The organism is Microcoleus sp. Pol12B5 (assembly GCF_036701335.1).
GTDB lineage: Bacteria > Cyanobacteriota > Cyanobacteriia > Cyanobacteriales > Microcoleaceae > Microcoleus.
On sequence record NZ_JAUBQQ010000002.1, the window covers coordinates 1 to 13,798 of the forward strand.

General features: G+C 45.5%; 9 protein-coding genes. 3 read left to right on the top strand and 6 right to left on the bottom strand.

Translation table 11 applies throughout. From position 1 onward, the window contains the following. On the top strand, positions 1–4,923 hold a 4,923-nt coding region (locus QUA24_RS01385; protein WP_445242577.1), incomplete at its 5' end, for a trifunctional serine/threonine-protein kinase/ATP-binding protein/sensor histidine kinase. A 189-nt stretch (positions 4,924–5,112) separates the two neighbouring features. After that, positions 5,113–5,382: a hypothetical protein gene (locus tag QUA24_RS01390; RefSeq protein ID WP_333226617.1), complete on the top strand. Its 270-nt coding sequence runs from the start codon at positions 5,113–5,115 to the stop codon at positions 5,380–5,382. A gap of 15 nt (positions 5,383–5,397) precedes the next feature. Here QUA24_RS01390 and QUA24_RS01395 read toward each other — a convergent pair whose 3' ends face one another. Together QUA24_RS01395 and QUA24_RS01400 are read right to left on the bottom strand one after the other, a co-directional pair. Further along, positions 5,398–5,832, bottom strand: coding sequence for an MAPEG family protein (locus QUA24_RS01395; protein WP_333226619.1), 435 nt, complete (start codon positions 5,830–5,832; stop codon positions 5,398–5,400). Next, the gene (locus QUA24_RS01400; protein WP_333226621.1) at positions 5,833–6,270 is read right to left on the bottom strand and encodes a DUF6220 domain-containing protein; all 438 of its coding nucleotides are present in this window, start codon (positions 6,268–6,270) and stop codon (positions 5,833–5,835) included. It lies immediately after the preceding gene. Positions 6,271–6,440: 170 nt separating this feature from the next. Between QUA24_RS01400 and QUA24_RS01405 the strand changes: the two genes are divergently transcribed. Further along, positions 6,441–7,160 carry a LuxR C-terminal-related transcriptional regulator gene (locus QUA24_RS01405; RefSeq protein ID WP_333226623.1) on the top strand — a complete coding sequence of 240 codons (720 nt, stop codon included), beginning with the start codon at positions 6,441–6,443 and terminating at the stop codon, positions 7,158–7,160. Positions 7,161–7,270: 110 nt separating this feature from the next. Here the strand turns inward: QUA24_RS01405 and QUA24_RS01410 are convergent, their stop codons facing one another. The 4 genes from QUA24_RS01410 to QUA24_RS01425 all read right to left on the bottom strand — a co-directional run bounded on the left by QUA24_RS01410 (position 7,271) and on the right by QUA24_RS01425 (position 13,769). After that, complete coding sequence (locus QUA24_RS01410) at positions 7,271–8,344, bottom strand: M14 family metallopeptidase (protein WP_333226625.1); 1,074 nt, start codon at positions 8,342–8,344, stop codon at positions 7,271–7,273. A gap of 256 nt (positions 8,345–8,600) precedes the next feature. After that, positions 8,601–9,416, bottom strand: coding sequence for a DMP19 family protein (locus tag QUA24_RS01415; RefSeq protein ID WP_333226627.1), 816 nt, complete (start codon positions 9,414–9,416; stop codon positions 8,601–8,603). Between the two features lie 273 nt (positions 9,417–9,689). After that, the gene (gene ndhD1 / locus QUA24_RS01420; RefSeq protein ID WP_445242578.1) at positions 9,690–11,276 is read right to left on the bottom strand and encodes a photosynthetic/respiratory NAD(P)H-quinone oxidoreductase subunit D1; all 1,587 of its coding nucleotides are present in this window, start codon (positions 11,274–11,276) and stop codon (positions 9,690–9,692) included. Between the two features lie 447 nt (positions 11,277–11,723). Then, a complete protein-coding gene (locus QUA24_RS01425; RefSeq protein ID WP_333226888.1) occupies positions 11,724–13,769 on the bottom strand; it encodes an NAD(P)H-quinone oxidoreductase subunit 5 in 2,046 nt (681 codons plus the stop codon). Between the last annotated feature and the right edge of the window lie 29 nt (positions 13,770–13,798).

Consider the following 13,798-nt stretch of genomic DNA (forward strand, 5'->3'; position numbering starts at 1 on the left):
AGATACCAAAGCGCCCTGGGGCTAAAAGCTGACCTAGAAATGTGCCGTCATCAACTGCAAACCCATGGGAAAATTGGCAACTTCTCAATCGGTAAGAAAGATAAATTTGGACAATTTATCATCCCGCAAAAACTCTATGGCCGCGAACAAGAAGTAGCTACTTTGATGGAAGCCTTTGAGCGAGTCTCCGGCGGCAACAGCGAAATGATGCTAGTGAGCGGTTACTCAGGGATTGGCAAATCTTCTTTAGTGAATGAAGTTCAAAAACCCATTCTCCGGCAGCGTGGCTATTTTATCTCCGGTAAATTTGACCAATTAAAGCGAAATATTCCTTATGCTTCTTTGATTCAAGCTTTCGCCGGCTTGATGCGGCATCTGTTAACAGAAAGTTCGGAAAAACTAGCGATTTGGAAACAGCAACTTTTAGAAGCTTTAGGGTCCAATGGCCAAGTCATAGTAGATGTCATTCCCGAAGTCGAACTGATTGTGGGATATCAAGAAGCTGTTCCGCAATTAGGGCCATCTGAATCCCAGAATCGCTTTAATCGCGTGTTTAAAGAATTCATTCATGTATTTACTAAACCCTCACACCCGCTCGTCGTCTTTTTGGATGACTTACAGTGGGCAGATTCGGCATCACTCAAGTTGATTCATCTGCTTATTTGTGACCCGGACAGCCAATATTTACTGCTGATGGGAGCTTATCGAGATAACGAAGTCAGTCCGACGCATCCGTTGATGCTGACGTTGGATGAGATTCAAAAGAATGGGGCGGTTGTAAATAATATCACCCTCCGTCCTTTGGATCTTGGCAACGTCAGCTTGTTGGTAGCAGATACCCTCAAGGAGTCTTCCGCTCTGAGAAACCGGGTTTCTGAATTGTCCGAGCTACTTTTCAATAAAACCCAGGGCAATCCTTTCTTCTTGACTCAGATGTTCGCTACTCTGCATCAAGAAAAGCTATTGACCTTTGATTTCAGTGCTGGGTTCTGGCATTGGTCATTGAACCAAATTCAAGCGGTAGGCATCACGGATTATAATGTCGTCGAACTGATTGCCAGAAATATTCAAAAACTCCCGGAGGAGACGCAGGATGTCTTAAAATTAGCCGCCTGTATTGGAGACAAATTTAATTTAGACGTTCTGGCTATTGTCAATGAAAAATCTCAGTCGGAAACGGCGGCCCATTTGTGGGAAGCACTTCAGGCTGGCTTGGTTTTGCCCCTGAGCGAAGCCTACAAAATTCCTCTCGTTTTTACCTCCGATGAAATGAGCAGGGAAGTAAAGGAGAGAATAGCTCCAGATTCTCCTCTGGTATCATCCTCACCGGGATCTTTGCCTTACAGTCATCACGCGCCTATCGCTTACAATTTTCTCCATGACCGGGTGCAGCAAGCGGCGTATTCTCTTATTCCCGAATCTCAGAAACAACAGACCCACTTAAAAATTGGTGAACTGATATTGGAGCATACTCCAGCAGAGGAGATTGAAGAAAATATCTTTGAGATTGTCAATCAGTTAAATGTTGGGGCTGGCTTCATCACCCATCAGGCAAAAAAAGAGCGTCTAGCCCGATTAAATTTGATAGCAGGCAAAAAAGCTAAGGCCGCAACAGCTTATGAAACTGCCGCCCGACAACTACGGGTGGGGCTAGAACTCCTCAGAGAAGATAGCTGGGAAAATCAGTATGACCTGACGTTCCCTCTGTATGCGGAAGCGGCGGCGGTGGAATTTCTAAACATCAACTTCGAGCGAGCAAAAATTCTTTCCGAGGAGGCTCTCAAACACGCAAAAACTCTGCTCGAAAAAGCCAAAATTTATGAAATCCAAATGCAGTTTTATTCCCAGCAAAACCAGATGCAAGTCGCGTTCGATATTGCCCTGCAAGTTCTGGGTCTGCTGGGCGTCTCCCTTTGTCCCGAACCTCCACAAGAGATGAATACAGAGGTGTTAGCTTCTCTACCCGAAATGACGGATCTCAATAAGCGGGTGGCGATGGGGATATTATTGAAATCCGCTCCTCTTTGTTTTCATGTGGCTCCTGCCTTATTGCCACAAGTTCCATTTACAATGATTCATCTGTGTATCCAATATGGTAATTCACCCCAAGCTGCTTCGGGGTATGCGGTTTATGGCCTGATTTTGTGCGGGCATCTGGGTGAAATTGAGGCGGGATATCGCTTTGGACAACTAGGTTTAAATTTGTTGGATCGATTTGATGCCAAAGAACTGAAATCTTACCTGTATGTAGTTTTTAATGCTCACATTAGACACTGGAAAGATCATGGAAAAGAAACTTTAGCACCCTTAATTGAAGGCATCAAAAGTGGTCTAGAAACTGGAGATTTAGACGATGTGGGTTATAGTTGTATTTACTATTGCGATCATATATTTTTTACAGGTCAACCGCTGGAGTTTGTGGATCAGAAGCAGGCGCAGTATCTTGATTTACTGCTAAAGCTTCAACAAGATTCGCATATTCCTTATTTGAAACTATGGAGAGTAATGGTATTACAATTACTCGCAGCCCCTGAAGAACAATATACGATCAAGGGCGAAGTTTTGAATGAATATGAACTCCTGCAACAGTCAATTGCCGACAATAAACATATGTTTGTTTTTGTGGCTTACCTGACAAAATTGATTCGATTTTACTTGTTGAAAGATTACGCTCAGTCAGTGAAAAGCGCCAGCGAAGCAGAAAAATATAAAGAAGGTGCACCGGCGCTGATGAGTGGTGCAGAACACAATTTCTACTATTCTCTGGCCCTCCTTGCTCAATATCCTGATGTTTCAAGCAGGGAACAAGCAGAATCCTTGGAGCAAGTAGCGAAAAATCAAAAACAAATGCAGGAATGGGCTATACATGGGCCGATGAATTATCAACACAAGTACGAGTTAGTGGAGGCCGAGAAAGCGCGGGTATTGGGAGAAATTGGCAAAGCGATGGAGTATTATGATGCCAGCATTCAAGGAGCCAGAGAACAGGGATACATTCACGAAGAAGCCATCGCTAATGAACGAGCAGCCGAGTTTTATTTCTCTCGCGGTCGAGAGAAGGTAGCGGAAATTTATTTGACCGATGCTTACTATGGCTATATTCGCTGGGGAGCCAAGGCAAAAGTAAAAAATTTATTTGAAACATATCCTGAGTTCTTCTCGCAAATACTGACCACAGAAGCCCCGATCCTCGATGTATCGCGGACGACCAGTTCGACGACGACTGGGAGTTTTGTCGCACTGGATTTCGCCTCTGTGATGAAATCTTCTCAAGCTATTTCGGGCGAAATTGTTCTGGAAAGCCTGCTTTCTAAGTTATTAAAAATTGCGATCGAGAATGCTGGGGCAGAAAAAAGCTACTTGATTTTAGAAAAAGATGGTCAACTGGTGGTAGAAGGGACGGCAACCATCGATAATGATGAGGTCGTAGTGCTTCAATCCACACCGATAGAAACGAGTCATAAATTGCCGTTTTCTATCCTCAATTATGTGGCTAGAACTCAGGAAAATTTGGTTTTAAATGATGCAAGCAGGGAGGGAATTTTTACCAGGGATAGCTATATCGTCAACGTCAAACCGAAGTCAATTTTATGTATGCCGGTTGTCCATAAAGGAAAGCTCATTGGTCTGCTTTACTTGGAAAATAATCTGACAACGAGCGCGTTTACTCCCGATCGCCTAGAAGTTTTAACCGTGCTCTGTTCTCAAGCGGCGATTTCGCTGGAAAATGCTCGACTCTATGCCAATTTGTCTGAGGCGACTGACAGCCTGAAACAAGCCAATGAGCAATTAGAAGATTACAGCCGGACTTTAGAACATAAAGTGGAAGATAGGACGCAGGAATTAAAGGAAAAAAATCTGCTCCTGAGCCAGGAAATTGGCGATCGCGTGCAGATAGAGCAAGCTCTGCGACAATCAGAAGCGCAATTAAAAAAACAAGCCGAACAACTAGAGCTTTCTTTCCAAGAACTCAAGCGCACCCAGACCCAGCTAATTCAGACTGAGAAAATGTCCTCACTGGGACAGATGGTGGCCGGGGTGGCCCACGAAATCAATAACCCGATTAACTTCATATATGGCAACCTGAGTCACGTCAGGACATACAGTGAAGACATACTAGGACTGGTAAAACTCTATCAAGAACAATACCCCCATCCCACAGCAGCGATTGTTGAGGATATTGAGGCAATCGAATTAGATTTCTTGATGGAAGACTTACCCAAAGTGCTGGATTCGATGAAGGTGGGGGCAGACCGAATTCGCGAAATTGTCCTCTCCCTGCGAAACTTCTCGCGATTGGATGAAGCGGAAATGAAACAGGTCGATATCCATGAGGGCATCGATAACACCCTACTGATTTTGCAGCACCGACTGCAAGCCAAATTAGACCAGCCTGCTATTCAAATCATTAAAGAGTACGGCCCGCTGCCGCTGGTGGAGTGCTATGCGGGCCAACTGAACCAGGTGTTCGTAAATTTACTGGCGAATGCGATTGACACTCTCAATGACCAAAGGGGGCCGCGGGCGATCGCAATTCGCACCTCAGTGGGGTATGGGGAAGAAGAAAAATCCCCGATTTCCAATCCCGCCCTTGCGGAAAGCTCTACAGTTTCTTCGGCTGAGGTGGATTCCCCCAACCTCAACCCGAGCCGCAAAGCTCCCCAATTTGTTGTGATTCGCATTTGCGACAATGGCCCCGGTATGACAGAGGAAGTGAATCGGCGGCTGTTCGACCCGTTCTTCACGACGAAACCCGTAGGGAAGGGTACTGGTCTGGGGCTGTCAATCAGCTACCAGATTGTGGTAGAAAAACACCGTGGACAGTTGAAGTGTGTTTCTCATCCCGGTCAGGGAGCAGAGTTCATCATTCAGATTCCTATTAGACAGCACTATCAAAAATTGGCTTTGCAAAGCAAAACGTGATGAGTAGTTGTTATTGGTATTTCCTGTAGTCCTAAACAGACAATGATCAGTTCTAGTGATGAATAGACATCTTGAAAAAGTCTGGGTGCACTTCCTTCTCTGCGCCTCTAATTCTATTCATCTTTATGAAGATTTTAAACTGGAGTAAGTTCATAATTATAAATTATAGCTATCAGTTACACTGTAAATATGATACCTCACTTGCTCCGGCCGATCGCCCTTAACAAATATCGCACTCTCCGTATAACAACAATCAGGCTAGAAACTAAAAAAGCGATCGCAATACCGAATGGAAGGGCGATCGACCAAATTGTAATTTTAAAGTATTGGGTATTGCGATCGCTAGTTCACTACTCGATTCAGTGGCAGACCGCCCTGCAAGACCCCGAACACACAGGCATAAACAGGGCGGGCTTTCCGCTGCACGCTCATTGTTCGGCGACTGTTGATAACTTCTAGCTCATTTGAGCGAGGTTAATCAATTATGCCAAAGTGGATAAGTGCTGCGCGGATCGCGATGAACCACACCGCGAGCGTGGCAAATAGGTAGAGGTAGAACCGAAGTATGATGAGATTGAATGTGCAATGGACAGCACTATGCAATGTGCGAAACATAACGAATACCCACGCCGCGTTCACATACACTGTATCCACCTGCTTTGTGATGAACAGATATAGAACAAGTGCATAGAAAAGTATCGGCATCTCGAACAGGTTTTTTAGGTTGTCCGATGGATTGGATACGCTTGGTGGTGAAATTTGTGCCAGTGCGCCCGGTACAGCAAGTTCATTCGGGGCGAGCTTTCTACTGGTGATAAAACTGATACGGCGGATGTACATATACACCCAGACTAAGAGTGTTAGAAACACTGTTGCAAAGAAGGGACTGAAAATTGTATCTTGCGTCATTTATACCTCTAAAATTTGATTATTCTGATAGTTGGTGGGCGATAAAGTGCGCGATATGCTATGTACAAGGCTTGAAGAAAAATAGAGTAACGTAAATCCAATTAGAGGATGGAGTATCTCTAGGTGAAGAGGAGTTTTGAGATGAATGCTGGCAAATTGTAGTCCAAACAGGACTGGTAAACTTGCGGCGAGATGTCGTATTCTGCGTGAGAATGGGGCGATAAACGACCATCCCAGTAATACTAATGACAGCCCACTGTACCCTCGCACTAGCCAAATATGAATATCCCACCATGCAGGATTATTGAAGTAGGCAACTCCAACCGTTAATAACTGAGCAATTAAGCAGAGATTAAAGATGATTGAAGTCACATAAAAGCCGAGCTGTATCCAACGTATGGGAGTGCGATCGCGATCGATTTCCGAACTTGTTGTCATGTCAAGTTGCTTTGGAGATTACAAGGGTAATATAATTCAAGTATTGCAATGCTTCTAGACCTCGATCGGGTACTCTTTTTGACAATCCAGCAATTTGGTTACAAGCCCCCGGATTTATCTGTCGGGTCAAATCTAAAATCTAAAATTTAAAATCGGTTGAGACCATGACCATGAAAAGCCTCTTGCAGCTTTTATTTGAAGCGATCGACCAGGTAAAGGACGAACAAGATTTGCGATCGCAAGTCGTGCCCAAAATCGGTGAGTATTTTGCAGCTAAACGATCGGGAATCTTTTTCTTCGATCGACTGCCGTTGTTAGATAGTAAGCTTCAGAAAACACTGCAAATTGGGCTATCGATCGAACATAATCCTGTTGTGCGTTATTTAGCGGAGCGCCATGCTCCTGTCCATGAAGCATTGGTGGCGTCTCCCAAGGTTTGGACAATAATTTGTCCCCGACCCGATCATTGGCACGTGATGGCGGGGCCGATTGTCAGTCGCGGTCAATTAGTGGGTGCAGTAGGTTGCACCCGCGATCGGTCAATGCCCGCCTTTGATACAGAAAATCTAGCCGATTTGAGTGCGATCTGTTTGCATTTATCTGTTTGGGCTGCAACCGTGCGATTTCAACACCAACCTTTCAAGACCTCACGCATAACGCCTCGTGAATTGCAAATTGCCGAATTGGTTGCTTTGGGGCGAACCAACGCAGAAATCGGCAGGGAACTTTGGATTACTGAGAATTCGGTGAAGCAAGCTTTGAAGCGAATGTTCCGCAAGCTTGAAGTTTCGTCTCGTGCAGAAATGGTTGCACAGCTTTCCGCGACAAAACACCATTTGCCAAGTGTAAAAATGTCTCCATCCAACTTGATGCAGAACACCCACCAATAAACTTAATGCTAGAAACTCAGAGAGCGATCGCAATACCGAATTGAAGGGCGATCGACCTACTGGTAATTTTCAAGTATTGGGTATTGCGATCGCTTACCGTCATAACCCTTTCAGTCAATCAAGGCTCGTTTACAAACCTCAAGTCCTTGACTTAAGCATTGTTCTCGCCACTTGTGAGATATGGGTGCAAACATTTCTACCAACTGGTCTTTTATCCATTCATAGCTCTGGTCTGACTTACCCCACCAGTAAGCACGATTCTCCGCCCGCAATGCCTTCAAGACTTGAATCGTTGAGTAAGTGCCAAATTCTGCGGTTAGTAAATCATAGCGACACTCTGGTAGAAGAGCTTGGCACCAAGTTTTTAATCCACCGCGAATGGGATATGACACACCTTCTGTACTGTTCGGTTCTATTGTTTCTGCTCCAAATCGTTGAGCTAGTCTTGAACAAGATTCTGATGTTGCAGATGCGTCAAGCAAAAGCTTATATGTTCCCGAACGTCCTAAACCTGTGTGGAAATCAATATGCAGTACCTCTGAAGAATTACCAATCCATTGGGACAAATTGCTAGCTAGAATCTCTTGAGTTTTGGATGCAGCATGGCCACCAAAAAAAAGTCCCTTTGGAAAATCGTATTGCCCTACAGGAAAAGTGTTTCTCAAACTGGTCATTCCATATCTCAATATCAGCCATATAGCTTGAAGGATATAAAGTTCAAAGCGTGATGGAGGTGAAGTGGGATTTAGAAAGGAATTGAATTTAGGATAAGCCTTTGGGCTGCCCTCAAAAACTTCTTCAGACAATAAAAAGTTACGGTTTAAATCTATGTTGTTTTCATTCCAACGTCTTCGCCATGCAAAACCATAAGGATTTAGAGCATGAATAAGTACAACTTTAATATCAGGTGACAACGATGTGAGAAGTTGGTGCTTTTCTAACAAGGTAAGTTGGATTGCCGAACCCAAAAAGCCTTCTACTCCATGCAAGCCACTAGAAATGACTACACATCGTCGTGGGTTGGAAGAACCACCGATCGCCACATCAATAGTTAATTCTTCACCAGTTGGACTCACCTGATCAATTGGATAGGCTGTGTGCTGATAACCCAAAGATGAAGATGCTGATCGAAATCGCTCTCGTGCAGTAATGTAGTTGGGTGAAAATGCTTCTGAATCGCTCATAAATCTTCGTTACCCACCAGTAACCTTACAATTATGCCTGAAAAGATAACTCACATGGCATGACTATTAATTATACTGTAGTTGCGGTCTAACACTTCGATCGCCCTTAACAAATATCGCACTCTTGGCCGAACAATAACGCTTTGCCGTTTGGTTAGTATTCCCTTTTATTCTAGCAAGTATAGAAATAAGAACAATTAAGAGTAAAGACTAAAAAAGATAGTGCATCAACCTAACTATTAATTTGGCTACATAGTTATACCACTACCAGCTCCGCAATCTGTTCCTCGGACTTTCCAGAAAACATCATTGCCTTCCCGTCAGCCTCCACCATAAAGTGATGCCCATTGTCAGTAATAAAGTGCCAAGCGACTATTCTTTTGCCACCGTACTCATTCATAGTATCGCCTGCCGTAACGCGCTCAAGCTTATGGCCGGCTGCATCACACAAGGCTCGTATCAGTTTAATGTATTTCGGCTCGGCAGCACTGGCCTGGGCGAGCCGGGCCTCGCGATCGGAAATACTCAATGCTCGTCGAGTGACTTCCTGTTGGATTCGATCTTCTGCTACAACAATCAGGCCGGGGCGCGCTTTTAACCAGTTAGCATTTAATCGTTCGAGACTCTCCTCTTGTGCGATCGAATAAAAGTCCTCATTGATGCCATTTAGCCTGTCTCTCTCAGCATTTTCGCCGAATAACCCACTCGAAAAGAACGATGCTAACTTTGTCTTTCCTGCTGTAACCAGCGCCTCTCCTTTTGCAAAAAGATCGGTATGTTGTGTCGCGCCGATTTGCCCAAGGCCTTCTTTAACTAGCGCGATGACCGCAGGCTGCCACCTTGTGTTATAGACAAACTGAGCAAAACCACCATTATTCACCTGCCCGAGGTAATAATCAACGTAGTAACTGAGGAGTGCGTCGTGAGAAATTTCTGAGAGATTCAGAAGCTCTTCAAATAGTGCATTCACAAAGTCAATATTTGATTGGATCGTCGCGCGGATATCATCGCTATTCATGCTTTCCGCTGAGAGCACGACCGCATCTTTCGAGCCAAGTATGTCGTCACTCATTTTTCCGTCTCCCTCTTAGGCTAAAACTTTTTATGTGGCCCAACTATTAATTATATTGCAGTTGCAACATTGAACATAGCCTATCAAGCTCTTTTATGCTTTTTGAGGAACGACAATACTGAAAATCACATCAGCGTTCATCTGTGTTTATCTGCTGAAATCTGCGGTTTAAAAATCCCAATCTAATCGATTTACTTCGATCCGGTATATAGAAAACCCCCAAACCATTTTAAAAATCAAGTTTGGGGGTTTTCTTCCTAAATGCAGTTTAAATCACAACTTACTCGGCTCGATCGCCGGAGCACGCAGAGACACAGTTTTATCCGCAGCAGCCTTAGCCACAAGCGACGGCACAGAATCCCGCAATCTTGCAGTCAACTGTACAGTAGTCGCATCGTAAACCTGAGTCAGCATCTTCGGATACAAACCAATACCAATAATCGGCACTAACAGAGCCGCAATAATAAACACTTCTCGCGGTTCCGCATCCACCAATTCTTCGTGATCGGACAATTCCTTATTTTCAGGCCCGTAGAAGATTTCACGCAGCATCGACAGCAGATAAATCGGAGTCAAAATCACCCCGACAGCAGCTAGAAATACCACACAAACCTTAAACACAGGATTGTAAGCATCGCTCGTTGCAAAACCTACAAACACCATCAATTCTGCTACAAAACCGCTCATTCCCGGCAAAGCCAAAGAAGCCATAGAACAAGCAGTCCACATGGCAAAAACCTTACGCATTTTCTGTCCTACACCGCCCATTTCGTCCAGCATGAGCGTATGAGTACGATCGTAAGTGCAACCCACCATGAAGAACAAACTCGCCCCAATTAAACCGTGGGAAACCATTTGCAGCATTGCACCGCTCATTCCCAAATCGGTAAACGAAGCTATCCCAATCAGCACAAACCCCATGTGCGAAATCGAAGAATAAGCAATTTTCCGCTTCAAATTTCGCTGAGCAAAAGAAGTTAAGGCGGCGTAAACAATGTTAACCACACCCAAAATTACCAAGATGGGTGCGAAGACAGCGTGAGCATCCGGGAGCATTCCCGCATTCATCCGCAGTAAAGCATAGCCGCCCATTTTTAGCAGAATTCCTGCTAGCAACATGTGGGCGGGTGCGGTTGCTTCGCCGTGAGCGTCAGGGAGCCAAGTGTGCAGCGGAAAAATTGGCAGTTTGACGCCGTAAGCTATTAAGAAACCTGTATACAGGAGCAATTCTACAGTGGGGGCGTAATCTTTAGCTGCGATCGCCCGCATATCGAAAGTCACCGTATCGCCGTAAAACGCCATCGTTAGCGCGCCCAGCAAAATAAACAGCGAACCGCCTGCGGTGTATAGGATAAACTTAGTTGCTGCGTAGAGGCGCTTCTTGCCGCCCCAGATTGACAAAATCAGGTAAATCGGGACTAATTCCAGTTCCCAAACTAGGAAAAACAGCAACATATCCTGTACGGCAAAAACTGCGATTTGGCCGCCGTACATTGTCAGCATCAAAAAGTAAAATAGCTTCGGTTTAAATGTGACCGGCCAAGCAGCTAAAGTAGCCAGAGTAGTAATAAAACCAGTCAGCAAAATCAGCGGCATCGATAAACCGTCAGCACCCACAGACCAATTTAAATCGAGTTGCTGCACCCAAGTATAGCTTTCTACCAGTTGCAAATCTGGATTGCTGAAGTCGTACTGAGTGTAAAAAGCGTAAACAAGTAGGGCAAAATCGATCAAACCGACAATTAGGGCATACCACCGCACCGTCTTGCCATCCTTATCGGGAATTAAAGGAATCAGCAAGGACGCAGCAATGGGAAACAGAATTGTTGTTGTTAACCAGGGAAAGTTAGCTGTATCCATTGCGTTTTAAAATGATCCATCAGTTATTAGGTTTAAACACATTTTGCCAATTTTAGCCTAAATTTTATACTTTCTTTATACGGCACAAATTTTTTTGCTATTATTTGGATAAATTATCCGATCGCAACAGTTAATTTTAATCAAAGATTACTTCTATTGGCTAATTGTCAATTGTGAGTTATTGAGCTGATACCATTTCTTAAAATATCTCCTAGTGGGGATACGGCCATGCCCAAAGCGTGTGAACTTAAGCCTAAAAACTTTTGTATCTTTCGTTGCTCGCCCAGTTTATATCCCCCTAAATCCCCCTTAAGAAGGGGGACTTTGAGAGAATACTCTTGTTCCCCCCTTATCAAGGGGGGTTAGGGGGGATCTAGACTTCGAGACAAACAAGAGATACAGTCGGTTTGACATTAAGTTGACACTAAATGCCGTGTCCCTACCGATTTAACTGACTCCCGAAACGATCGCAAAACCCAGAACTGCGACAAACACAATCAAGGCATAAAATTGAGCGCGACCGCTCTCAAAGTATTTCAAACCTTCGCCGCTAACTAGAGTGATAAACCCTGTTAAGTTGACGACACCATCGACGACTCGCAAATCAACTTCCATGACTTGCCGCGCTAAACGGCGACTGCCTTTGACAAAGAGAAAATCGTTGATATCGTCGAGATACCACTTGTTCAGGGAGAACTCGTAAAGCGGTTTGATTTTTTGGGCGATCGCACTTGGGTCAATTTTACGGCTCAAATACATCAGAGAAGCCAAAGTAATGCCCAGCAAAGCAATACCTACAGAGCTTCCGCCCATGATTAGAAATTCCGTCAAATTGAACTCAGCAGCGTGTTCCAAAACTTCTTCGAGAGACTCGCCTGGAGCGCGAACAAACTGCTCGAAATAATTGGCAAACGGCGTACCCAGAAAACCGATAAACACAGAAGGTACTGCCAGCAACACTAACGGCAGAGCCATTGTCAGAGGAGATTCGTGAGGCAAATGATCGTGCTCATCGTGACTGTCGCCAGTTGATGCCAATTCCTTAACGTTCATCGCTCCCGGGCCAAAAACAACACCGGGTTGCAAGAGTTGCCGCTTGATGGCGCTGTTATTGCCCCGGAATTCGCCCTCAAAGGTGCTGAAATACATTCGGAACATATAAAACGCGGTCATCCCGGCCGTCAACCAGCTAACAGCCCACAGAGCGGGATTTGCTGCGAAGGCGCTGGCGAGGATTTCGTCTTTTGACCAAAAACCAGCAAACGGCGGAATTCCGCAGATTGCCAAATTTCCGATTAAAAAGCAAGAAGCGGTAATCGGCATATATTTCCGCAAGCCGCCCATGACTCGCATATCTTGAGCGAGTGCGGGGTTGTGGCCTACAACTGCTTCCATCCCGTGAATCACTGAACCTGAACACAGGAACAGCATTGCTTTGAAGTAAGCGTGAGTCATCAAGTGGAAAAGTCCGGCACTGTAAGCGCCGACGCCCATCGCCATCACCATGTAGCCGAGTTGGGAGATGGTGGAGTAGGCTAAGCCTTTTTTGATGTCATTTTGAGTAATCGCGATCGAAGCACCCATAAATGCCGTAAAACAGCCGGTGCAAGCGATCAAATTCATGACAGCCGGCAGCCCTTCAAACACCGGGTACATCCGAGCGATCAGGAATACGCCGGCGGCTACCATTGTCGCGGCGTGGATTAAGGCCGAAATCGGTGTCGGGCCTTCCATTGCGTCTGGCAGCCAGACGTGGAGGGGGAATTGAGCGGATTTGGCGGCTGGCCCCAAAAATATGAGGACGCCGAAGATTGTCGCCAGAGTCGCGCTGAGGGCGCCGGATTCGACTAAGGAGTGCAGGCGTTCGCCCATCACCTCAAATTCAAAGCTGCCGGTGGCCCAGTAAATGCCGAGGATGCCCAGCAGTAGGCCGAAGTCGCCGACGCGGTTGGTGACAAAAGCTTTTTGGCAAGCGTCAGCAGCGGGTTTGCGATCGTACCAAAATCCGACTAGCAGGTACGAACACATACCTACGAGTTCCCAGAAAATGTAAATCTGAACGATGTTCGGGCTGATTACCAGACCCAACATCGAGGCGCTGAAGATGCTCAGGTAGGCGTAAAAACGCACGTACCCGTCATCGTGAGCCATGTAGCCGTCGGTGTAAATCATCACCAAAAAGGCGACCGTAGTGACGATCGCCAGCATCACCGCCGTCAGCGGGTCGATGATATAGCCCATATTCAGCGAGAAGTCGCCAGCAGAAGCCCACTGAATAGTGCGGGTGTAGGGTGCGTGGCCCTGTAGTTGACTCCACAGCAATGCGAAGGATAGTACCATTGACCCTCCGAGTGCGGACACGATTAATATCGCATTCGCTTGTCGGAGTTTGTTGGTTGCCTGGTTAAAGGTGATTAAGCCGAGACCTACTAGCATTGCGCCTGCCAGTGGCAGGACAGGAATCAGCCAAGCATATTGATAAAGCAGTTCCATGACTGATAGGTAGTTTAAAGTTTCTACTA